Annotated in this window: 22 protein-coding genes and 1 CRISPR repeat array; of the genes, 16 read left to right on the forward strand and 6 right to left on the reverse strand. The window is 42.7% G+C overall.

Annotated elements, in window-relative coordinates; translation table 11 throughout:
- Positions 1 to 479: 479 nt before the first annotated feature.
- Positions 480 to 1,664, forward strand: a complete 1,185-nt coding sequence (locus tag ACL6C3_RS14835; RefSeq protein WP_413167985.1) for a helix-turn-helix transcriptional regulator — start codon at positions 480 to 482, stop codon at positions 1,662 to 1,664.
- Positions 1,665 to 1,731: 67 nt separating this feature from the next.
- Positions 1,732 to 3,699: direct repeats of the CRISPR family, unit length 36 nt; unit sequence GTTTCCATTCAATTAGTTTCCCTAGCGAGTAGGGAC.
- Between the two features lie 244 nt (positions 3,700 to 3,943).
- On the opposite strand, the gene cas2 is transcribed toward ACL6C3_RS14835, so the two are convergent.
- The 4 genes from cas2 to ACL6C3_RS14855 all read right to left on the reverse strand — a co-directional run bounded on the left by cas2 (position 3,944) and on the right by ACL6C3_RS14855 (position 6,466).
- Complete coding sequence (gene cas2 / locus ACL6C3_RS14840) at positions 3,944 to 4,222, reverse strand: CRISPR-associated endonuclease Cas2 (RefSeq protein ID WP_413167987.1); 279 nt, start codon at positions 4,220 to 4,222, stop codon at positions 3,944 to 3,946.
- A 112-nt stretch (positions 4,223 to 4,334) separates the two neighbouring features.
- On the reverse strand, positions 4,335 to 5,087 hold the full coding sequence (locus ACL6C3_RS14845) for a hypothetical protein (protein ID WP_413167988.1): 753 nt from the start codon (positions 5,085 to 5,087) through the stop codon (positions 4,335 to 4,337).
- Between the two features lie 496 nt (positions 5,088 to 5,583).
- The gene (locus ACL6C3_RS14850) at positions 5,584 to 6,141 is read right to left on the reverse strand and encodes a pyridoxamine 5'-phosphate oxidase family protein (protein ID WP_413167989.1); all 558 of its coding nucleotides are present in this window, start codon (positions 6,139 to 6,141) and stop codon (positions 5,584 to 5,586) included.
- Entirely contained in the window at positions 6,128 to 6,466 is a 339-nt protein-coding gene (locus ACL6C3_RS14855; RefSeq protein WP_413167990.1) for a hypothetical protein, read from the reverse strand. Before ACL6C3_RS14855 ends, ACL6C3_RS14850 begins: the two co-directional genes overlap by 14 nt.
- A gap of 193 nt (positions 6,467 to 6,659) precedes the next feature.
- Between ACL6C3_RS14855 and ACL6C3_RS14860 the strand changes: the two genes are divergently transcribed.
- From ACL6C3_RS14860 to ACL6C3_RS14870, 3 genes are all read left to right on the forward strand, one after another.
- On the forward strand, positions 6,660 to 7,163 hold the full coding sequence (locus tag ACL6C3_RS14860; protein ID WP_413167992.1) for a GNAT family N-acetyltransferase: 504 nt from the start codon (positions 6,660 to 6,662) through the stop codon (positions 7,161 to 7,163).
- A gap of 152 nt (positions 7,164 to 7,315) precedes the next feature.
- Complete coding sequence (locus ACL6C3_RS14865) at positions 7,316 to 8,161, forward strand: hypothetical protein (RefSeq protein ID WP_413167993.1); 846 nt, start codon at positions 7,316 to 7,318, stop codon at positions 8,159 to 8,161.
- A gap of 79 nt (positions 8,162 to 8,240) precedes the next feature.
- Positions 8,241 to 8,528, forward strand: coding sequence for a hypothetical protein (locus ACL6C3_RS14870; RefSeq protein WP_413167995.1), 288 nt, complete (start codon positions 8,241 to 8,243; stop codon positions 8,526 to 8,528).
- Here ACL6C3_RS14870 and ACL6C3_RS14875 read toward each other — a convergent pair.
- Positions 8,525 to 10,123, reverse strand: a complete 1,599-nt coding sequence (locus tag ACL6C3_RS14875; RefSeq protein WP_413167997.1) for a hypothetical protein — start codon at positions 10,121 to 10,123, stop codon at positions 8,525 to 8,527. The two genes, ACL6C3_RS14870 and ACL6C3_RS14875, sit on opposite strands and share 4 nt — an antisense overlap.
- Positions 10,124 to 10,785: 662 nt before the next feature.
- On the opposite strand from ACL6C3_RS14875, the gene ACL6C3_RS14880 reads away from it, so the two are divergent.
- From ACL6C3_RS14880 to ACL6C3_RS14895, 4 genes are all read left to right on the forward strand, one after another.
- Positions 10,786 to 11,151, forward strand: coding sequence for an ISL3 family transposase (locus ACL6C3_RS14880; protein ID WP_413168333.1), 366 nt, complete (start codon positions 10,786 to 10,788; stop codon positions 11,149 to 11,151).
- A 106-nt stretch (positions 11,152 to 11,257) separates the two neighbouring features.
- Positions 11,258 to 11,332 carry a hypothetical protein gene (locus tag ACL6C3_RS14885; protein ID WP_413168335.1) on the forward strand — a complete coding sequence of 25 codons (75 nt, stop codon included), beginning with the start codon at positions 11,258 to 11,260 and terminating at the stop codon, positions 11,330 to 11,332.
- Positions 11,333 to 11,815: 483 nt separating this feature from the next.
- Positions 11,816 to 11,980, forward strand: a complete 165-nt coding sequence (locus ACL6C3_RS14890) for a hypothetical protein (protein ID WP_413167999.1) — start codon at positions 11,816 to 11,818, stop codon at positions 11,978 to 11,980.
- On the forward strand, positions 11,980 to 15,138 hold the full coding sequence (locus ACL6C3_RS14895; RefSeq protein ID WP_413168001.1) for a DUF3987 domain-containing protein: 3,159 nt from the start codon (positions 11,980 to 11,982) through the stop codon (positions 15,136 to 15,138). Before ACL6C3_RS14890 ends, ACL6C3_RS14895 begins: the two co-directional genes overlap by 1 nt.
- 509 nt (positions 15,139 to 15,647) lie before the next feature.
- On the opposite strand, the gene ACL6C3_RS14900 is transcribed toward ACL6C3_RS14895, so the two are convergent.
- Positions 15,648 to 15,875, reverse strand: coding sequence for a penicillin-insensitive murein endopeptidase (locus tag ACL6C3_RS14900; protein ID WP_413168003.1), 228 nt, complete (start codon positions 15,873 to 15,875; stop codon positions 15,648 to 15,650).
- Between the two features lie 234 nt (positions 15,876 to 16,109).
- Here ACL6C3_RS14900 and ACL6C3_RS14905 point away from each other — a divergent pair, with 234 nt between their 5' ends.
- From ACL6C3_RS14905 to cas5, 8 genes are all read left to right on the forward strand, one after another.
- Positions 16,110 to 16,361: a hypothetical protein gene (locus ACL6C3_RS14905; RefSeq protein WP_413168005.1), complete on the forward strand. Its 252-nt coding sequence runs from the start codon at positions 16,110 to 16,112 to the stop codon at positions 16,359 to 16,361.
- Positions 16,362 to 16,426: 65 nt separating this feature from the next.
- On the forward strand, positions 16,427 to 16,624 hold the full coding sequence (locus tag ACL6C3_RS14910) for a hypothetical protein (protein ID WP_413168007.1): 198 nt from the start codon (positions 16,427 to 16,429) through the stop codon (positions 16,622 to 16,624).
- 237 nt (positions 16,625 to 16,861) lie between these two features.
- Complete coding sequence (locus ACL6C3_RS14915; protein ID WP_413168008.1) at positions 16,862 to 17,101, forward strand: hypothetical protein; 240 nt, start codon at positions 16,862 to 16,864, stop codon at positions 17,099 to 17,101.
- On the forward strand, positions 17,094 to 17,285 hold the full coding sequence (locus ACL6C3_RS14920) for a hypothetical protein (protein WP_413168009.1): 192 nt from the start codon (positions 17,094 to 17,096) through the stop codon (positions 17,283 to 17,285). The genes ACL6C3_RS14915 and ACL6C3_RS14920 overlap by 8 nt, the downstream gene beginning before the upstream one ends.
- Positions 17,286 to 17,720: 435 nt before the next feature.
- Positions 17,721 to 17,924 (forward strand): type I-MYXAN CRISPR-associated protein Cas6/Cmx6, encoded by a 204-nt coding sequence (locus ACL6C3_RS14925; protein WP_413168010.1) that lies wholly within the window; start codon positions 17,721 to 17,723, stop codon positions 17,922 to 17,924.
- Positions 17,925 to 18,198: 274 nt separating this feature from the next.
- The gene (locus ACL6C3_RS14930; RefSeq protein ID WP_413168336.1) at positions 18,199 to 20,304 is read left to right on the forward strand and encodes a CRISPR-associated endonuclease Cas3''; all 2,106 of its coding nucleotides are present in this window, start codon (positions 18,199 to 18,201) and stop codon (positions 20,302 to 20,304) included.
- 12 nt (positions 20,305 to 20,316) lie between these two features.
- On the forward strand, positions 20,317 to 21,222 hold the full coding sequence (gene cas7i / locus ACL6C3_RS14935) for a type I-B CRISPR-associated protein Cas7/Cst2/DevR (protein ID WP_413168011.1): 906 nt from the start codon (positions 20,317 to 20,319) through the stop codon (positions 21,220 to 21,222).
- 559 nt (positions 21,223 to 21,781) lie between these two features.
- Positions 21,782 to 22,228 carry a CRISPR-associated protein Cas5 gene (gene cas5 / locus ACL6C3_RS14940; protein ID WP_413168012.1) on the forward strand — a complete coding sequence of 149 codons (447 nt, stop codon included), beginning with the start codon at positions 21,782 to 21,784 and terminating at the stop codon, positions 22,226 to 22,228.
- Positions 22,229 to 22,255 lie beyond the last annotated feature (27 nt).

Raw genomic sequence — 22,255 nt, forward strand, 5'->3', positions numbered from 1 at the left:
TAAGGTATCAAGAATAGCACCCAGATTACAATAGGGGAATTACTGATATTTTCCGATTTCTCTGAGTAAATTTGATGCGACCGGGGGATCGGTATTTACTGATAAACTGGAAAATCTTAATTCTTCAGGCGAAAGGATTTAGTTTTTTAAAAATCTGCTTATGTTTATCTACGGTATCGGCAGTTTTCTTAACAGTTTGCTGCTGTTCTTTGCTCAGGGGACACTTCAATTCGGGCTTGGACTTGTCGCTCATGGGGTTGTTCCCTCTCGTCTACAGTTGCCATCTTAGGCTAAGTCTTTGTTGAATAGCCAAGAAAAGACTACATTTAAGAGAGAATTTTTTATTGGCTAAAACAAATACCCAGAGAAACTTTCAGCGTTTGTATCGAGATTTTTTAAATATTGGCTTTTTCAAGACAGGGAACAATTTTCTCTGTTAGCATCTGAAAGCCCCTCTTAGAACTTATAAACTTAGGGTAATGCCAAAGAAACCGAACCGTCATGCCTACTCAGACCAACAGGCGTTTGAACGGTTAATCTTATTAATTGCGACCATCCTACAATATCCCGGCGTGGGCAACGAAGAACTCGAAGGAAATGAAACTGGTGGTGATGCTTTGGTAGCGGTGCAGAAACGTCTATGGGAAGTGGCACTTCGCGAAGGGGTGAATTTTCCCGAAGGGTATCCTTCCACCTCCAATTTACGGAAAGACTTACAAACCCTGCGTCGTTATGGCTTACTTCAGCCTCGGATGTACCGTTGGGGATATTATCTCGGTTTAGCCGTCCTCGACCAACAACAACTCCGGTTAGCTCTACAAGCCATTGCCTCCCAAGCCCAATACCTCGGTGAACCCCAAGCCAAACAAGTCTATCAAATCCTCAAAAAACGCCTGCGGGGTTTGGATAGTGACCTGGGCGGAGAACTCTTTTATCCGGTTCGTCAACAGCTAAATCGGGCAATCATGCCCACTGACCCCGAAGAAATGGTCGAACAGGGACAGCGGGAAGAAACCCTATTTCATCACCTCGATACCGTTGAAAAAGCCATCCTGGGAGGTACTGCGATTGAACTGTCGCGCCGCTACGATGTTTATGGTCACGAACGGGTCGGAATGGAACAACTGTGGCCGTTGCAGCTTGTCTTTCATAACAACGCTTGGTATCTGCTCTATGAGGATTATCAAAGGCATCATCTCGCCATCGGAAGAATTGACCGTTTTGGAGAATATTGTCGGATTCTCGATACTCCCCGACGTTCTCTTTCTATCCAACACCAACGCCTCGCCGATGCCCACAGGTTGTTTAATAATGGTTGGGGATTATATTTGGGAGATACCAAAGAACAAAAAGATGAACTCTGCGGTCGCTTGCAATTGACTTTAATTCATGTTCGGTTTTTTCCCCCAGTTGCCAAGATTATTCTTGAAGGTAGCCGCCGCCATCCCAAACAAGAGTTTCTTCCTCAAAAAGATGAGCAGGGAAATCTTCGGTTTGTTGACTACTATATTAAACTTCCCCCTCGTAGCCATCAGGAATTTCTACTCTGGATTAAAGGTTATATGGAGTCGGTTATGGTGATTTCTCCTCAATCTTTGGCAACTCAACACTTGGCGTCCGCTCGAAAGTTGCTTGAACTTTATCAAGAGCCTTTTTCCGATTAGTTTCTGCATTTCTAAGCGCGAGTAGGAAAGCTTTCAGATGCGACTGGATTAATTTGAATATCTCTCAGTTTCCATTCAATTAGTTTCCCTTGCGAGTAGGGACATTATTTTTCCGTTTCGCTTTCGTTTTCGCCTTACGGGTGTTTCCATTCAATTAGTTTCCCTAGCGAGTAGGGACATCGACAGTTGTTTATTTTTGATGGACGACTCCAAGTTTCCATTCAATTAGTTTCCCTAGCGAGTAGGGACAATCCTGAGCCAATTCCTGATGATCGAAACGAACGCTTGTTTCCATTCAATTAGTTTCCCTAGCGAGTAGGGACAACGTGGTTGTGGGAGATCAATGACAATGGATGCCAAAACGGTTTCCATTCAATTAGTTTCCCTAGCGAGTAGGGACTTTTTCAAGCAAATATTCGCGGACTTCATATCCATGCAGTTTCCATTCAATTAGTTTCCCTAGCGAGTAGGGACTGCTCAAGAAATGTGCGGGGAATCTACTATTTTAGGTTTCCATTCAATTAGTTTCCCTAGCGAGTAGGGACTTAGAAGCTGCTGAGAAGTTAAAGGGTTGGACAGTCGCGTTTCCATTCAATTAGTTTCCCTAGCGAGTAGGGACTTACACAGGTTGCAGTAAAAGCATTAGATATCAAACATCAAGTTTCCATTCAATTAGTTTCCCTAGCGAGTAGGGACCAAGGATCAAGCTGCCGTGATATAAACCTGAACGTTGCTGTTTCCATTCAATTAGTTTCCCTAGCGAGTAGGGACGACTGATCGGAAAGAGTTAGCGATCGCGTTAGCTCAAGTTTCCATTCAATTAGTTTCCCTAGCGAGTAGGGACCATCGGTTGCTTTTGCGATCGCCGGACATCACTCAGGTCTAGTTTCCATTCAATTAGTTTCCCTAGCGAGTAGGGAGATGCTACTTGCTTCAGAGACTAAATGGCTTTGGTTTCTACTGTTTCCATTCAATTAGTTTCCCTAGCGAGTAGGGAGTGAACTCAGAATTGTCACCTTATTCCGAAGCTCAAGAAGCCAGTTTCCATTCAATTAGTTTCCCTAGCGAGTAGGGAGCGTTGTTGGTGATATCGAAGAAAATGCTGTGTACTTGTTTCCATTCAATTAGTTTCCCTAGCGAGTAGGGAGTATGTTGGAGTGGTCTAGATCACATTCGTGTCAATTGTTGTTTCCATTCAATTAGTTTCCCTAGCGAGTAGGGAGGGCTATTGCTTTCGTTTATCAAATATCCAATCGCCTCGAGTTTCCATTCAATTAGTTTCCCTAGCGAGTAGGGACACACCTACAGATTCAGGTATCAGCGATCGCTACAATCTCGTTTCCATTCAATTAGTTTCCCTAGCGAGTAGGGACCGTTGTGATCGCGCCGCTTGTTCCTGAGTTTTTATGTTTCCATTCAATTAGTTTCCCTAGCGAGTAGGGACCTCTCTCGCGTTGGTAGTGACATTTATTTTTACAATTCTGTTTCCATTCAATTAGTTTCCCTAGCGAGTAGGGACAAGGCGGGAAGCCCCACCGCTATGGTCAACGCTATCATGTTTCCATTCAATTAGTTTCCCTAGCGAGTAGGGACCTTACGAGCTATTCAAGGTGACTTACTGAATTTAGACCAGTTTCCATTCAATTAGTTTCCCTAGCGAGTAGGGACCCAAATTGTAGAAGATCGATTCGGTGCGTTTTCTGGTTTCCATTCAATTAGTTTCCCTAGCGAGTAGGGACATGGAGTCGCAGATTAGATTGGAGTCAGTTTTACCTTAGTTTCCATTCAATTAGTTTCCCTAGCGAGTAGGGACAGCTATGAGTCCCTTGAAGAGATAAAAGAATTTTTAAATGGTTTCCATTCAATTAGTTTCCCTAGCGAGTAGGGACTTGGAAGATAGTAAACTTTTGGCTGATAAATTCATACCGTTTCCATTCAATTAGTTTCCCTAGCGAGTAGGGACATGTTACATTCTTTAAAACCATCCCCAAATCAGCTAGTTTCCATTCAATTAGTTTCCCTAGCGAGTAGGGACTCCTCTCTATTAAAACCCTTATCCAGTCGGATGTCTAGAGAGGGTTTGCGAGGCTCACCAAAATCGAGCCAGTTTTTGCTTCACCCAAACGGGAGAAAATCGCTGAAATTCATACGGAGTATACTATCGAGGCTCCCGACGAAATTCCGTCAATCCAGCCATTTTTCCTGAGCTTCGCTAAACACGAATCGAGAGTTTCAGCAACCAGCACCATAGCAGCAATCAGCCCGACAGTACGCCATTGCTAAATAACGATTGAACGGGGAGTTTCAGCAATAGGTTGACCCACTCCCCAAGCTTCAACTTGATTCCAAGTGTGGCTAGACAAAGGATAAAAGCGAATGCTGTCTTCCTGCAAATTCACCTGAAGTTTCATCCGTTTTCGCAACTCATTGTATTTACTGGCCGTTAGAACGCATTCAAAAACCGAATATTGAACTCGCTTTCCATAACCTTCGAGCAGATTAGAAACCCGTCTTCGTCGTTGGTTACTGGGAATGTCATAAGCTACAACATACAGCATAATTTAACGAATTAGGTAAGGTTGATATTGATTAGCCGAATCGTAAACAAACCGCTTAAAGACCTTAACTTGTTGGTTAATTAAATCCCAACGAGGTTGAGAATTTTCTGAATTAGTAGACACTTTTAAGTTTTAAATGGGTTTGCTCTTTTGGTAAATCAAGTGTTTGATTTTCTTGCCATAGAGTCCAGTCACTTTCTGAAAACTGGTCATTAGACTGGGGAACAGGGGGATAGTCTTGTTTGAGAACACAAAGACGGTGATGTTCGTTGATATATTTATCTGGTTCGTGGACATATTCTCCTTGATATTTACGAACTTTTCTCTCTGTTTTAAATCCCTCAATAGGACTTAACCATCCGCCTGTTGAAGCAGAGGAAGCAATCTCACTAAGTTTAGGCAGCATTTGATTATAAAGTTGGCTAACTTCATCAGCCGATAGTTGAAATTGCTGTTTGAGAGGAGTTCCATGTACTGTTAAAAATTGCCATGCCAAATGCCGGCATAAAATCGCGCTGTTTTTTACCAAAGGATGGCTGACATTGGCATTGACGACATCAGAATGATTGCCAGGTATGGGTAGAAAATGAACGTGAGGTTTAATATGTTGAGGATTAAGACTATCTGGATTGCCCCCTTGACCGTGCTGACTTTTCGGTGCGAGAAGTTTAATTTGGCTGCGATCTGTTGGTTGAAAATTAGCACCGTCGGCATCTAGGGCAAGAACTGCTAGGTAATTACGAACATTGGGAGAAATGGCAAGCATATCCAAAGTTTTTTTCGTGTAGCCGCCCGGTACTGGGTCAACAGCAAAGATGTTAATGTTGAGAGTATCTTCAAATACTTCAAAAAACTTATTAGCCATCTTCAAACAGGTAACAGCCCCCCGACTCCAACCGATGATGTTGAACGTGAATAAAAAAATCAAGACGTAACTATAAAATCAGCTAATCTTGAGACTTCCTGACTGACAAGCGAATCTTTTGAGTGTCAGTTAAATAAGTGATTTGAATACATACCACATTTATTATTCTGTCATAACATTAGTTCCTCACTGCACAACAATTAGACTTGGATATACCTCAACAATAGATTTTTATTTCAACTGTAACTATTTCACTATTTATTATGGCAAAGTTGGGGAGTTTTTTGACTAAACTGAATCTTTAAGCAATGCAAAATTGGGGGCGAAATCCTTGATTGTTCCGATGACCACCACCGGGAATACTCAAAGATTTCTGATACCCCATTATCCGCAACGTTTTTGGTTAATCGAATCCTAGAATTTCAAGCTCTTATATTTTTGGGAGTGGGCAGCAGTTGACAATCACCTTGTTGTGACAGTTACTTGAGATAGACCGTTACAGAGAATTTGGGAAGTTAACCCCCACTTTAGTATCAACAAGTTGACCGTCGCTGAGAATTCGTTCGCCCGTGACCCAAACCTGGGTGGGAACAAACCGATAGAACCGTCTAGGAGAATCTCCCAAATAATCAGACGCCGTTTTATTGTTTGCCTTTTTAGTTCGTTGACCAACCCATCCAATAATTTGTTCGGCTACTTCTGGATTTTCAACTTCTTGAGCCGTTCCAGTCAAATATAACCCCTGACCCGTGCCTTCGGGGATTGGTGAACCGTAGATGGCGATCGCCACTTTCCCCCCGTTGGAGTAAATATTTTGGGAATGTTTGGAGATGATTGCCGAACTCCAATAAACGTTCCAGTTTTCATCGTAGACAAATAACAAGGGGGAAATCCAGGGTTCACCATCGGGGGTACAGGTTGATAGCGAACAGTAGAGATTGTTGGAAAGAATATTCTTGGCTTTTTGAAAAACTGCGGGATGATCGGAGTCGGCGGTATTAATCCATTGGTTAGCTTGAGTTGCTTGTCCGGTAAAAGTTTTAGCTATTGTCATCCTCGGGTTCCTTGTTTGTTCTAGAATTGCCGTCCAATTCTTCTTGTAGAAGTTCAACGCAATAATCAATGGGGTCTTTACCCAGTGCGATCGCCTCTAACTTAATTGTTTCGACATAAGTGGGCCACCACTTTTGGATGGCATCCTGAAACAACTCCTTGCTATGAGAGGATATCGAACGCTTAGATGCCGCCTTACCCAATAAAAACTGCAAATACTCTGTTAGGCGAATAGAGCCTGTCTGAATGCGGGTGTGCTTGGGCATCTGACCCTGATATCGCCTCAAGACTTCTATTAAATCCAAATCTGATTGATTTTCACTCACCTGTGATTAGAAACTAAGCATACTCCTTTATAATATCATTCAAACGGTTAAAACAAGAGCGCCCAGGCTAGGAGCGGCAACTCCAAAACCCGGACTTTCCTCAAATGACTTAGCCAATAGCTGAGATTCGGGTAAAATGAGATGAAATTCTAGTTGGCGCTAGAAAATAAGACTTAGAAAACCCTGGAATATAATGATCATACGAAATGAAACGGCTTCAGACATTCAGGCAATAACCGAGGTGACGATTGCTGCTTTTAAGAACCTTGAAGTAAGCAATCAAACAGAACAGTTCATTATAGAAGCACTACGAGCAGCCGAGATGCTAACAATATCGCTTGTGGCTGAAATTGATGGACGAGTAGTAGGTCATATCGCCTTCTCACCCGTGACAATTTCTGATGGTAGCCAAGATTGGTATGGTATTGGGCCTTTTTCTGTGTTGCCGGAATATCAGAGGCAGGGTATTGGGACGGCACTTATGCAGCATGGCTTATCTTTACTTAGAGAGATGGGAGGTGTCGGATGCTGCCTTGTAGGTAATCCTGGCTACTACAAACGGTTCGGGTTTAAGAACAATCCTGAACTGATTCTTGACGGAGTACCAAAAGAGGTCTTTCTTGCCTTGCCATTTTACAGTACAATTCCGCAAGGCTTTGTAGTTTTTCACGAGGGGTTTATGTCGGTCGGTCGGTGAACAAGACGTTGCTCCGACCAGTGATTAATTTTTGAGCAATTACTTCTCCTTCAATTTATTCATTATTAAACCGGGAAGGATCATCGTCTAATTTTCATCAGTTTAACAAGTCTCAAGGTCAAACAACCGATTAAACTTATTACTCCAGAATCATGTACAAAACCCAAGCGCCAGACACAGCCCCGGAAGCCGAACAAATACAGTTTAGTATCTGGCGGAAAATTCCCCGAGAACAAAAGACACAACAGGTTCACTCGTTTAATCGGCGAATGAGAGCGATACTGTGGCAAAATATCACTCAGAACTTTCCTCACCTTGATGCCCGCAGTTGCAAACAAAAACTAATAGAACTCGAACAAGGAAAAGAGTTTGGTAAAATAGACGCGCTTCTCGAAAACAATTTTATGTTGCAAGACCCAATAGAACTCGCTGCCGTAATTGGTAGCCTTTTTGAACAACTAGCAATTCCTTACTTTGTTGGCGGAGGATTAGCCAGTTCAATTTTAGGCGAAACCCGAACAACTGTTGATGCCGATATTGCAATTTTACTAAATGACATCAACCTTCTGCCTCGACTGATAGAAACAATGGAAGGGGAGTTTTATCTGAGTGAAATCGCTATCGAAGAAGCTTTAACTGGTCGTACCAATACTTTCAATGTTATTCATCTAACATCCGCTTTAAAAGCTGATATTTATTTGATTCGCAACTCGGATGAGTTTCGGAAAACGGCTATGAGCCGACGGCAAAAAATTTATCCAACGGGTTCCCCCGAATTATCCTTTTATCTTTGTACAGCCGAAGATATCGTTCTGCAAAAGTTAATTTGGTATCAAATGACAGGACGGACTTCCCATAAACAGTGGCGCGATATTTTGGGCGTTCTAAAACTGCAAGCCGAACGGTTAGACTTTCAATATTTACAAGGCTGGTCGCAGCAGTTAAATGTAACTCAAGAATTACAACAAGCTTTAGATGAAGCCGGATTGACTTCTTAAGAAATCTCCCTCAATCAATAGCTGTTTGCAATAAATTAGCTAGAATCGTTATGTAAAGTTTTATGGAGTTTAGCAGATTATGAGAATTGAATCAATTGAGCAGATTCCAATTGCAAAGTTTGACGAAACTCAACCAGATTGCGGAACAATTATAGCAACAAAGGTTGTGTTTTCTGGAGTTGAGAGCAAGTGTATTTTATCCAGAATTTTGATTGATGTTTTGGGACGACCCGGCAAGGATAATGATATGGAATTAGTCACCAGTGGCAATCGCTGTGTTGTTGTTTGGACTCAACCCCAACTCAGTATAGAAGTCGCTAAAAATCTAATCAAGACGGCAATTACACCCAACCCTAAAAAAGATTAATCCTCCTTTTTTCTGGCTTTATCAATAATTTGGTCAGGGTTTTTACCAATATATTCAACAATCTCTCGCCAACAATATTGTTTGGATTCCCACATCTCAATCACCCGATTAACCTTCTTCTTTGGAATTGAACAGGAACGGTTGAAATACTTGCCATCTACCTTGAATGAGAACTTATAAACCCAATAAGAATCTGGTTTTTTCCCCTGAGCAAGATTCCGCCTAACGTTGCAGTTCACCTGTTTTGGTCGCAACCCCCGTCCTGGTTTAGTATTTCTTGCCCGGGGATATTTGGCGGTTTCCGTTTCGGGTTGGTGTTCTACGCGAATAGTCTGAAATTGCTTTTTGGAGGGACTTTCAACAACATCAACATCGGTTGGAGAATCTACAACTCCACCATCGGCTGTTTTTTGTTCTACGCGAATAGTCTGAAATGGTTTTGTAGAAGACATTTTCGCTTGGTTAGAGTGGGAGTTTTCTGCTTGACCATCGGCTGTTTTTTGTTCTACGCGAATAGTCTGGATTTGGGTTGCAGACGGTGTTTGAGTTAACCTTCGTTTAGGGGAACAGTCGGCAGATCTTTCTTTTGAACTTCCTGCATAGCCTTCAAAACCCGCAGGGGGTTCATCGTTAGAAAAATGCTTGGGTTCACTGGCTTTTCCCCCATCGCCTTGTCCTGGGGGAATAGTGCCTTCTAGACCATCCGGTTCTACGAGATTAATGAGGTTGAGACTATCCTGTTCTGCACCTACGGACATCGAACTTCGTTTGTTGGAAATAGAATTGAGTCGTCGCAGCTTCCGTTTTAGGGTTTGAATTTGCCCCCGGCGTTTGTCCAGTTCGTCAGCTTCCAACTCCGCCAGCATCTTTTGATAACGCAGAGATTGCGTTCGCAGTTGGGGAGCGGTTTCATTAATTCCTCCCAGCGCCTTGTGTCGGGTGGCTGTCTTCAATTTATTGATTTTCGCTTGGAGACGTTGAACATCGGACTGCGGCGGTTGTTTGTCATCAGTCGGTGAAACCTTTACTTCATCAGGCTTTCGGCTTATTCGCGTAGAACAATCCTTATCACAGGGGGAGCTTATTATTATCGAACAACTATTCTCTACATTTCCTTCTGCGTCTAGATTTGAGCTTATTATTGTCGAACAACTATTTTCTAATTGGGACGTGAACTTAAACCGAATCACCCAAACCTGTTGTTGGTCGTTGCCTTTGAAGAACCTCTCAATGAATTCCTGCCTATTCAACTCGGGAAATCCTTCAGCCGCCAGGTCAGATAAAGGCATCTCCGAGAGCCGTTGTTTATAGGGGCAACAGGTTAAGGTAATCCATCCGATTTGTTTGCCACCCCAACGTCTATCTTTGTCGAGGGCGATGTAGGTGGTGATGCCACGTTGCCAGCGTTTGATGAAGTTTTGGGCGTAAGAATCCTTCCAACATCGCCTGGTAACTGATTTTCCTTCAAATAATTGCCGCGTGGTATAACCAAAGCTAATGGCTACACGGCAACTGTTGTTCTGCGCGAATAAAGAATAATTACCTTGAAAGCTTTTAACGGAAACCTTTGATTGTTGATGATTTGGGCAATACATTATTCATTACCTCCAAGTTGAAAATTGAGCTTTTGTTGTCCATGTCGAACCGAACAATGAGCTTTGAGATTTTGGCGATCGCACATCTGTTTTGTTTGGGTAGCTTCTATTTATTGCCATTGTTCGTTACCTCCGTTGAGCCGCTCTAATTTTTGTTTAGACATCTAACACTCAATAGTCTTTTCTTTTTTTAATATTGGCTAAATCTTTTGAGGAATTTGTTTGACCCCAAGTTTCAGTAGATGATGATGAGGATGATAAAATTGAGGGAATCAATCCGCTCTTTCTCACTCTAATTAAATGTTACTTTCTACATCAATTTATTCAAAAATCCATCCTGAAATGCACTTCTCTTATTATAAATGTTTTCTACAACTTTATACAGTATTTTTAGTTTTTTCTTTTAGTATAAACTCTAAAAATCATGGCTAACTGACTACAAAACAACTCAAAACTTAACAAAGGTTTGAACGCACATTTTCCGTTTGACTTATAGACTAAATCATAGAATAATTAAGCAAAGATAAGAAAGAGTTATCCCGCTCCCGTCTTCAGATTTTATCCCGGTTTCAGTTCGTGCTATCTAACATCAAAACCCGCTAAAATTCTACTTAAAAACGGGTGAATTTTCTCAAAAAAATGGGATCGAATCCCGAGTAAGTATAGATCTGTATAAGATGTACAAAACTGTTATAGAAAAGCTTTGTCCACAAGCTGTAATAACTGTGGACAGGTTTCACGTAACTAAGCTATTACATCAAGAATTGAATCAAGAAAGAATTGAGCAAAAAAAAAGTGCTGAGTCTCTGAAAGCCAAAGCGAGGGAAAAACTATTTACCAATTTGAAAGGCAGTAAGTACATTTTATTGAAACGGGAAAAAAGTTTAAAAGAAAATCAAAAAGAAAGACTTAATATTGTTAAACAAGCTTCAGCAAAACAGGCAGTAATGCACGCTCTTAAAGAAGAGTTTACAACGATATTTGACGAGAGTAAAAATTTAGGAGAAGGAACTCTAAAGTTGATATAATTGGTGATCAAGGCTCAACCGTTATTTCCAAAGTTTGTCCGCACCCTCAAAAAATGGTTTGTCGAAATTGTAGGTCCGGTTTGAAAAGAAAACAACTAACGCTATCGTGGAAGGAATTAACAATCGATTGAAAGTCTTAAAACGCTGTGGATTCGGATGCGCGAAATTTCGACAATTTTAAGATCATAGCATTATTATTTTGGCATTTAGGCAACAATTTAGCATAACAAGTACCGAAGAACCGAAAAAGCTTCTCAATATTATTCTTCTATCGCTTGGAGGGTGTGACCCCTAATCCCCATAGATATAAACTTTTATTGAGTCCTGTAAATGCTTGTTCTGTAGGGAAAAGGGGCAGTCGGGCCAAGAAAAGCGCCTTGATCGATCCGGGCGTGGTGTATTATTATCTGTTAATTGCAATTCCCCAAACCAAATACCCGTTAAGTTATTAATTTCTCCAGCATTTTATTTCCCTCTAAGGGGGTCTGATTGTGGAGTCATTGTCTAGGCGAGTATTGGCTAGGCTAATGCAGCACCTTGTCCTTTAGCTAAATAAGTATTGGTTGAAAAAAAATTCGACCCGCCCATTGCAAAACTTTGTCCAGAAGTTTTACCCGCAAGAGGCCAGGTCAAATATTCAATCAATACTTAAAAAAATAATTCAATGAAAATCATAACACATAGTCATGCTGCCGAGAAGCAGTCCACATCAGTAGAATATTCCATCAACACCCCGGTCAACGCTTCCGACCCTTACACCCAGAGCGTTGCAGCCAATTTAATTGAAGCCAAAACTCAAGAAAATTCTTTGATTGGAGGTATCCTTTAATGTTTACCTCCAACTCCCGATTCAATATCAACGATTACCTGGACAAGCTCACCCCGGCTAAAGAAAAGGGGAAATACATCTGTCCCGCCTGCAATGGCCACAACTTGTCCATCAATTCCAAGACCGGAAAATACAACTGTTGGAACTGCGGGGACACCCAGAAAATCAAAGATATCCTCACCGCCGATTCTCAAAGCACGCGAACGAAGAAATCCCCCCGAGAAAAAAAGACCAGCTATTTTAACTATCCTGACCGTCAGGGCAATCCCTTAATTCGGGTCGTTAGGATTGATGATGGCCAAGGGAAAAAGCAGATTTTTCAGCAGCATTGGGATGGTCAGAACTGGGTAACGGGATACGGCCCGGTCAAAACCTCCGATATTCCCCTGTATCGATATCAAGAGGTAAAATCGGCGATCGCCAACGGTCAGCAAATTGTTTTAGCCGAAGGGGAATCAACCGTCGATGCTTTTTGGGAAAAGGGAATCCCCGCAACAACCATTATTGGCGGCACTGGGAAAACGGTTGTTAAGAGACGAGAAGATTTAGCCAGTTGGGTAGAACGCAATGATGAAGGTTTTCTTACTATCCAGCCCGCATTGGCAGATTTGGTCGAAGCGCACATTATTTTAGCACCAGACTGCGACAAACCCGGATGCCTTCACATGGAAATGATGGGCGAGGTTTTGAACGTGGCGGGTTGGTTATATGCCTTTCCCGATTCGTTCCAGTGGTCGAGATTGCCCGATAAAGAGGGACTGGACTTTGTGGACTGGATTCGCGACTACCCCAACCTCACCGCCGAGGAAATTCTCAACTCTATTCAATCGAAACCGAAGCATAATTTTGAACCCCAAACTAAAATGTCGGCAAAATCAGAAGTTGTGGCGGGACTAAACGCCCTGTTCAATAAAGAAGATTACGAACAAGCCGTTGGCGAACTCCTCACTCAAAATCTAACCGAAGCCCAACTGGACTTAGAAATTCAAACCATTGCTCAAAAATTCAACCGCACTGATTCTCAAGTTTGGCGACTGTACCAGAAACTTTCGACCCAAACCGAGAAAGCGGAAAACCTAGTTGATATTGCCGAGGAATTAAATTTTCTATTGGAAAGTCGCCGGGCTACCTTGGAGTTAGAGGATTACTTACCTGGCAACCTCATCAAAATCAAGGAGATTTATCAACGGCTTTGTTTGCGCCCGGAAATCGGACTGATGCAGTTTCTCTCAGCTTGTTCGGGCCTGTTGCCAGTCGGTTCCAAGATTGACCTTTGCGGCTACACCGACTTCGACCAGCCGATGGGGGTTTACTTCACCGTCTGCGCCGAACCCTCCCAACGGAAAACGCCGGGGCAGAAAATCATCGCGACCAAACCCCTGGGAATTCTTCAAAAGCAAGCTGACGAACAATATAAAGAAGAACTAGCCGAATACAAACTCGAACTCGCCGAATGGGAAAAGAACGGTCAAAAAAACGGCGAACCTCCCCCTATCGAACCGACCCGCCGAATTTACTTTATTAACTCCGCCACCCAAGCCGGACTGCGAAACCTTCTGCAAAAGCAACAGAATCACGGACTGGTCATCCTCTATGATGAATTTGCCTCCGACTTCCGCAACCGTTCCAAAAAATACAACGCCGGACTCACCGAAGATTTGCTCTCCTACTATGACGGGAGTGGAAAGCGCGAAGCCATCGCCGAGGGATTTGCCGGGGATTTTAATGAGGTGCTAATCTCAGTTCAAGGTGCCATCCAGCCGGGAGTCGTCGAAGAATTTCTCAACGGCGATAACGACCCGAACGGCTACTGGGCCAGACTCAATATTATCAACCAGCCCACCCAACCCTGTTTGATTCCCGAAGACCCCAACCAACGGGGGCCAAAAATTGACCTCACCCCATTACTGGTAGACCACTACAAAAAAATTGCGAGCCTCCCCAAACTTCATTTAAAGCTGGATAAACGGGCTGAAAACCTATTCGTAAAAATTTACAACAAATGCGAACGTCAAGCGGCCTCAGCCCCCACTCAAAGTATTGCGACGCAGTGGGGTAAACTCAGCGGAAAAATTGGTCGGCTCGCCGCCCTCATTCACATTACCGAACAGGTTCATTCCAATGGCAAGGTTGAGAATTTGGAAGTCAGTTCCAAAACGTTGCTCAAAGCCACCCATTTGGGATACTTCCTCCTCAACGAAGCCATTAACCTCTACGCCGATAACTCGACTGATAACTTGGCTTCCCATCTAAAAAAAATCCTCGAAGCCTCCGAACGGGTCAAGCAACCTTTATCTGCTGGTAAAATCAAAAACCTCATTTGGCCTTTTAAAAAAGCCAAAACTTCCCTCGATGCCATCCGCTCTTATTTTGATGATTTAGTCAAACTGGGTTACGGGAAAATCGTGGGTTCCGGGGTCGGGCGGAAGTTTCAATTGCTGTTGGGAGGAAAGGGAGAGAAAGTAGAGACGGGTGGAGAGCCTCTAATTCCCCCACAACCCCCATCGGTTCAACAATCCCCATCGACGGTAGAGAAAGTAGAGGGGTTAGAGAAATCCAAAATGCCAGCCTTCCCAAATTGCACCGCCTCTAGTTCAAACCCGGCAAACAATCCTGAAACATCAACTTCAACGGAAGGTGGGGAAAATCCTCTACCTCCTCCAAATTCTCTACCGAACGATTCAAACCCCGGTGGGGAGCCAACTGTAGAAGGTAGAGAATCCTCTATCCCTACCTTTACCCTCTCTCAAACCTCCCCTCAACCTCCACAATCCTCTACCAAATCTCCCGAGCGTCCTAGTTCAGCAGATGAACCGGAGACAACACCCGAGGATAGTGATAGAACTTCTCTATCCCTCTCTAACTCCTCCACCGCAGGTTCTAATTCGGCAACCTCACCTGAAAGTTCACTTCGGGAAGTGGAGGCTACTTCAAGAGATGGGGAAGCAAGTTCTCAACCTTCTACGGAATCTTCAAGTTCAACTCAAGCGGAACACCGGGAAATTCGAGCAGGCTCGCGCGTTGGGTTCAAAAACGTCTGGGGTCAGATAAAGACTGGAGTTGTCCTGCACATAACGGAAACCGACCAAGTTGTGACCCTGCGGTTGGACGATGGTACCGAAAAGCTGATTTACCTTGAAGAAGCTTTTCTATTGTGACCAGTTTCGATTAAAACCTGAGAATTGGTTAGATTACAACTGTTGCTTCACTTTGAGCAGTCATTTGATAGTGACAAAAAGCTGTTTTTTCTACGGCTCCTTAGAATTGGAGTAATTCTTCAGTTGAGCAGCAAAAACAGTTGAAAGTTCAAGTGAAAGTTCGCGCCAAGAGTTGAGGGTGCTATAAAATTCTAAATTCAGGTGAAAAAATCTGAACGGATTATTTGCTGTAAGAAGATGCAGCTTTTTTCTTCAAAGTTGTACCAAGACCGAATGCAGCGATAATAGCCAGGAAGCTACTCAGTCCGGGGACTGATTTAGGTTGAGCTTCAAGTACAAATTCAATACCTCCAAGCCCGTTGGAATTTCGCCCTCTTTAATAATTCACTGAAATACAATCACCTGCAAATTACGGATTTGAATTCAATGACTCGGGAAAAATTTGAAATAACCGTTGAATCCCAATTCAACTCTCGGTTGGAAAATACTCCCAATCTTAATCCTAATATTTATTGTTGAGTGCGATCGCGAGAATATTTACTATCATACCAAGTGAGCGGAATTTCTTCTTCAGTATTAGCAACGGGAGCCAAATCAACATCAAGTCCATGCTGATGAGAACTATGGGGCGGCATTGGCCCTCCGTTGGGAAGACTAATATTTCCGATGCCAATTCGAGGCTTTTTATAGAGTTTTGCCCACTCGTTCTCTAGAAGAGAGAAATGCTTATAGTGCAAGGCTTTGAGCAGTTTTTTAGAATGGGGATCTGTAAATAGACGACTCGCGACTTGCTATATAGAACAGTTAGAAGAGGTTCTGCTTGAGCGGTTGAAAGTCTTAATGAAACAGCCAGAATTCATCAAGAGGTTAACCTGCTTTCATTGGTGGCCTAGAATAGAACCATTTGCGATAACTAATTAACCGGATTTCATATCAACAGCTATTTGGAGGGGAAAACCATTCGGCAGGCGTTGCCCCAGGAAACATCCTCCGAACCCGTCAAATTTGACTCGGGAAGCGAGTCAACCGCAAGCCCCGCCTTTTCAAGGCGGGGAACGGTTGACCTCAAACGCTATTTGGTAGAGGAGGCAACCGGAATCCTCATCACCGGAAATTCGGGGGCGGGAAAGACCAGTTCTGCCGTTGAAATTGCGGGGATGTTAACCGAGTCAACCTCGGCAGAAATCATCGTTCTCGAGAACCCGAACGGATTGAGGTACTGACCGGACTCGAAGCTTGGTTTGACCTACCCCATCGACCCCTTCAACCTCCACCACCCCGCTATAAAATGGCATTGGTGACTTGGTTGGGTGTTTTGATTGTAACGACTATTATAGGCCGTTTATTGGCTCCTTTGGCGGCTTACTTACCCGCTTTTCTGCTGTCATTGTTCGCCACCGGATTAACCGTTCTGGCATTGACTTATTTTCTTATGCCCAATTTAACTCGGCTCTTTTACCCCTGGCTCTATCCAAACCGCAAATAAAAAATGCCTGGAAAAATTATGTGGAAAAACCCTACAAAGTTACGACCTTTGAGCAAGTCGATAGCACGGACTCGCAGATCTTCACGCTCATGCGTTCGCGAAGCGTGCCGTCAGGCGTATCGCCATAGAATCTACTACTTCTTTTTCTTGGCTTTACCCTATTCTACTTTGTAAGTATACGACTCGCGAAGTGCTATACAATGAAAGCGACAATTGATTATTTCAAATGGGTGTTTGATGTCCGAATCCGATTTTCAAGCCTCAGTTTCATCGGCAAAAGCGAGGGGAATTCGACTCCTCGACAGATTAATGATAATCGCTTCGGTTGATGGTCAAATCCTAAGAGAGGCCGTCTTGGATATTATCAATGAAGAATTCCCCCGGTTGGAAAACTCCCCCGATACCCCGGAAGCCAGAAGGTTGTTGAGTGCTATAATCGCAGAACTGGAACAAATCGAAGAGATAACCGATGTCTAAAGAGATTGTTTTACCCCCGGAAAAAGCAATTAAAGCCTTGGAAGCTGCCAAAAGGCTGAACAGAATTTCATACCAAATGAAACGGGAGCGGGGAGCTTCAACCCAAAAAGTGGATGAACTTTATCAAGCCATCGAAGACCGGATTCAACACCTCAAAAATACAATTTCTCAACAGTCTCGATAATCTCTAATTACGCATAACGTTGGGACTCTGAACCCTTCCCCATAACATCGCTTGCGATCGCCTTCTTGCAATTCCCGCAGGACTCTGAAGCGATCCGACCCGAACGCTCTGCAGAACGTCTTGGGCGCAAGTCCTACTCCGGCTCGGATGTTTTCAACTGCAACGACTCATAAAAAAAACCCTAAACCGGTGGGGCTAGGGTTGGCGGACAAGAACTAATGTTCAGAAGGAGAGAGCATGAGTTTCGATTAAAAACTACTTATATTTTTTAAAGTTTAAGCGAACCGTTGGTGGCAACCCGGATGGTTGTTTTTCATCCTTGTTTTTAATATAAACCCGGACAGCCTGAAAAATCTACGTGGAAATTACGCAATTTTTCAAAGTTTATCCCCATCAAAAAGTTCATCGTTCTCCGTGAAATTACTGAGTTGACCGTTGGGATATCTGAAAGGTGAGATTCGACTTCCCCGAAAAAAAGGGAAACCTGTTGATAACGTTGTTCACATCACTAAAAATTCTCCGGTTAGCATAAAAGGTTTTGCGGTGCAGGTTGTCGGGTTGTCTGACTCTGATTCTTTACTACTTCAACAGTTGGGGTTGGGGGCTAAAAAAAAGTGGGGCTGCGGTTGGTTTGAGTAATTTTTGAGCTTGAAAAGCTGAAGGATTACCGGGCTTTTTAACAACTATGGTCAGTTCATCTTACCAAATTTATAGCGGATATTTCCGAAATCTTGATCGACAATCAAAAAATACAATGGGCTGGTGTTGATTAAATTTCTAAATAGGAGAGTCAATACTATTAGCAAAGCCGCTCACGCAAAAATACAATTCCGAAGACTTAGAATTTCAACAATTACACGGACACTCTAGAGCCGTTTTACTATCTGCCAATCAATTCAAGAAACCGGCTTCGATCCTATCGGAAGTTCTAAAACAGACAGACTTAGAAATTCTGGAGGCGGTTTCGCTGGCGGGATACTTACACGACCTTGGTAAAGTTTTGTCCGATTTTCAAAATTACCTTTGGTGTATTAGTTCAAAAGAGAATAAAAACGAGTTTAATATCAAAGTTTCTCAAAAAAAGCGAACCATTAAACATGAAGTTTGTAGCTTTTTATTGATTGCAAGTCAACCCATTGGATTGTGGTTGTGGTCAAAGTATCCCCAACTCAAAAAAACAGTTTTAATAGCGGTTTTGGCTGATCACCGACGAATCAACTACAAGAATCTTACCTATTTGGGTCAGGAGCCGATCAAGCTGAATACAAATCATCCCGAGTTTAAAAAAACTCTAGAATTGGGCGTGCAGTATTTCGGACTTTCTCCTGAATTGCCAAAGCTACCAACTTCAATCAGTAAAGATTGTGCGGACAAATTGCCAAAAACTGTCTTTAATTTCCTCCAAAAAGCCGATTCAGATTTATTAACCGCCAGCCTAAAATCTCTGGTTATGGCTGCTGATTTGGCGGGGTCTGCTCTCTTAACTGATCAAAGACAAGGTAGAAGTTTAGAAAGATGGATATCTGAAGCTCTTGAGACGGTTTTATCAAAAGAGGAAGCCCTCACTATTCTTCTAGAATCTGTTCGAGGAAGTCTGGATAATTTATATGAATTTCAGAGACAGGCGAGGGATTCAAACTTTAATGTTGTTGTGATTACATCAGGCTGTGGGGGAGGTAAATCGGGTGCGGGTTATGCTCGTCATTTAGGACTGGCAGAACGGGGGATAGAACGAAAGTTGTTTTTCAATTATCCCACAACTGCGACCACTACACAAGGATATTTAGATTATGTTTTTAATAAAGTAGAATCTGCTTATCTAGCTCACTCGCGGGTTTGGGTCGATGAAAACTTAAGGGGGTTTTCAAGATTAGCTGAAGATGATGAAGATGATGATATTCTTCCCCTTTCAACTCAAGTAGAAGCGCTGCAATTGTGGGTTTGTAAAGTTACCTACTGTACGGCACACACAACTTTAGGATTGCTGCAAAATTTTCGTAAAGGATTATATGGATATCCTGGTTTGCTCTGCGGTCATCATGTTTTTGATGAAGCAGGTAGCTATTCTCCCGAACTTTTTGGCTCGCTTCTAATCTTTTTGAAGCTATTTCCCCAAATTCCGGTTACTATTCTCTCGGCTACAATTCCAGAAAAACGTTTAAAAGCTTTACAAGCGGTGACTTCATTTGAGTTAATACCCGGTAATCCAGAAGTGGAAGCAATTAAGCGTTACCGTATTTACGAGTACAAACTTGAATCGATTTGGCATTCTGTTAAAATTGAAAATACTAAGGCAAAAAAACCGGAGGAAAAGTATTTTGTTAGCGGACAAGTTGGACGGGCTTTGTGCTTTGATAATTTGGCGGGGGGTCAACCGTTTTACTGGGGAATTGAAAGCTTACTTTTTCTCGATAAAGCGGATCGGGAAAGGGTTCTAAAAACATTAAATTTTGAAAGAGAAGGAGTTGCTAAATTGGTGGATAAACTTTGCACGGACTACGAGCGCTTGTGGGTTTATGGTTTGGGAATTGCCTACCACGAAAAGTGTAAACAAGCGGAAAGAAAAGTAAAGGGAGAGCGCAGTGTAAACTATCAGTCGGTTCGAGGTGATTTTATTCTGCCGCTTAAAAATTGCCGAACCGGAGAACAGTTTGCCGAATGGCTGTTTAATGTGTTAGGAGATAATAACTGCTTTTACGATAAACGTACAAGTAAAACCCGTTATAATCCGTTTTGGGTTGGGATAGATTTGACCGAATTCCACAGTTATTTGCTGGAAAATTGGGAACGAATTCGGAGTTTAACGGTGCTTACCCTGATTGCCTATTCTTACCCTCTTTCTCAAGAGAAAGCCCGGGAAATTTTAAAAAAGAATGGCTATTCTGTTGGGCAAGATGAAAAGGGGATCTGGCGTTATCGTCGTCAAGATTCTGAAACTGAAGATTTCTTGACCCTCGACTCCTTTGAGGAGACTGATAGCGATGATGAACTTGAATTGTCCGATTTAGATTTAGATTAGTAGGAGATGAATATGACGTTTCATTTACACGGTAATTTAATTACCAATTTGGGAATTGCTTCTAATAACCGAGGAGAAGGACAAGGCAATAGATCGGATTTGCCTAAAATCTTTTGGAAAGGTAAACCTCATGTTACGGTTAGTGCGGAAGCGATTCGTTTTGCACTTCGTCAATTTTGGCTTTGTGAGGGGTTGGAAAACCATCGAGTTTGGGACGAGGAAAATTTAGTTTCTGTCTACGCGGAAGAGCGGGATTTTGACCCTCAAAAGTATATTGATGATGATGTTTGTGGGTTTATGAAAGCCGAAGCTGGAAAGCGGAAAAAAGGTGAAAATTCCGCCGAGAAACGTCGGGGCGCTTTGGATGTTAGCCGTGCGGTTTCTTTGGAAGATGCAACCAAGATTACCTATACTTTTAATTCTTCTTCTTTTCCGAAGGAAGGTAACAGTAACAGTCTGTATTCAACGGAGTGTATTTCAACTCGGTTTCAGTACGGATTCTCGATAACGCCGGAACGGTTGGTGGTTCCCGAACGGTTAATAGATGTGTTGGCGGGACTGCTAAAATTGCATAATGTTGGTGGAAATCACGGGCGTTTTCTTTACGATTTTTCTCCCGAATCTTTAATCTTACGGTGGAGTCATTTTCCGGCTTCGCAAATTCTTCTGACTTTTGAATGCGATCGCGATGATAATTTGTCTGCGCCTGCTGTGGTGCGACGGGTAAAATGTGAAGATATTCCCGCTTCTGAACTGTGGATTTTTGGCGGTTATGCGTTTACCGAAGAAGCCAGGGAGTTAGAAGGGTTGGGTTGCCACGTTTACCCCTCCGTTCGCATGGGGTCACAAGCTCTATTAAATCAAATTTGCAGGGATCTGTCTTTGTCTGTTGACCACTACGAACAAAAGTTGGCTTAACCCTTGCGGTACAATTTTTCTGGGTTTTGTGAGTTCTTTGAACATACTTGAAAACTGCTGTAATAACTGGTAAGATTGGGGTGGGGTTTATCCAAAAAGTCACTGTACCTTGAAAATTTAAGATTTTCAGCTATTAAGAACCCGATCCTTGAAACTGTGGTTCGTCATCCTCGCTGGACAAGGGTTTTGGACTGCGCCCTGTTAAACTTCTTACTCCTGTTAGGAGTTGTTCACTAAAAGTTCCCTGTGTTTATCCTAATTATAGTATAGCTGTTAAACTTCTTACTCCTGTTAGGAGTTGTTCACATTATAGGACTCGACGTTTCGGCGCATCGGGTGGCTGTTAAACTTCTTACTCCTGTTAGGAGTTGTTCACATTATAGGACTCGACGTTTCGGCGCATCGGGTGGCTGTTAAACTTCTTACTCCTGTTAGGAGTTGTTCACATTGTAGGCCTTGATGTATCCGCAGACAAGGCGGATCTGTTAAACTTCTTACTCCTGTTAGGAGTTGTTTACTTACTTAGAAACAATCGTTAATTACTATCGCTGCAAAAACCATGTTAAAACTCAAAATTTCCGCACCTTTTGCAACGTTTACCCCTCCAGAATCTCGCGAATATTTTTCAACCTATTCAGAACCTCCAGAATCTACAGTGTATGGCTGTCTACTCTCTTTTATCGGAGAAACCGATCCAGAAAAACACCGGAGTTCAAAACTCAAGATAAACTTAACATCCGCCCCCCAAAAAGCCAAAGTCATTCGGAAAATCTTTCGTTTTAAAGTAAAAAATCAACTCAATCATCCCACCAATAAATCTCTAGATTATCAAGAAATTTTGTGTGGAGTAGAGTTTGAAGTTATTATCGATTCAAAAGAAGATCCAAATAACTTGGAGGAGAGATTAAGAAACGCGATCGCCCATCCCGAAACAATAGATCGGTTTGGTGCGTTGTCGTTAGGTCATAGCTGTGATTTAATCGATGACGTTTATATAGTAGAGTAACCTCGTAAAATATAAACGATGTTCGTT

The organism is Capilliphycus salinus ALCB114379 (genome assembly GCF_047276495.1).
GTDB lineage: Bacteria > Cyanobacteriota > Cyanobacteriia > Cyanobacteriales > Microcoleaceae > Capilliphycus > Capilliphycus salinus.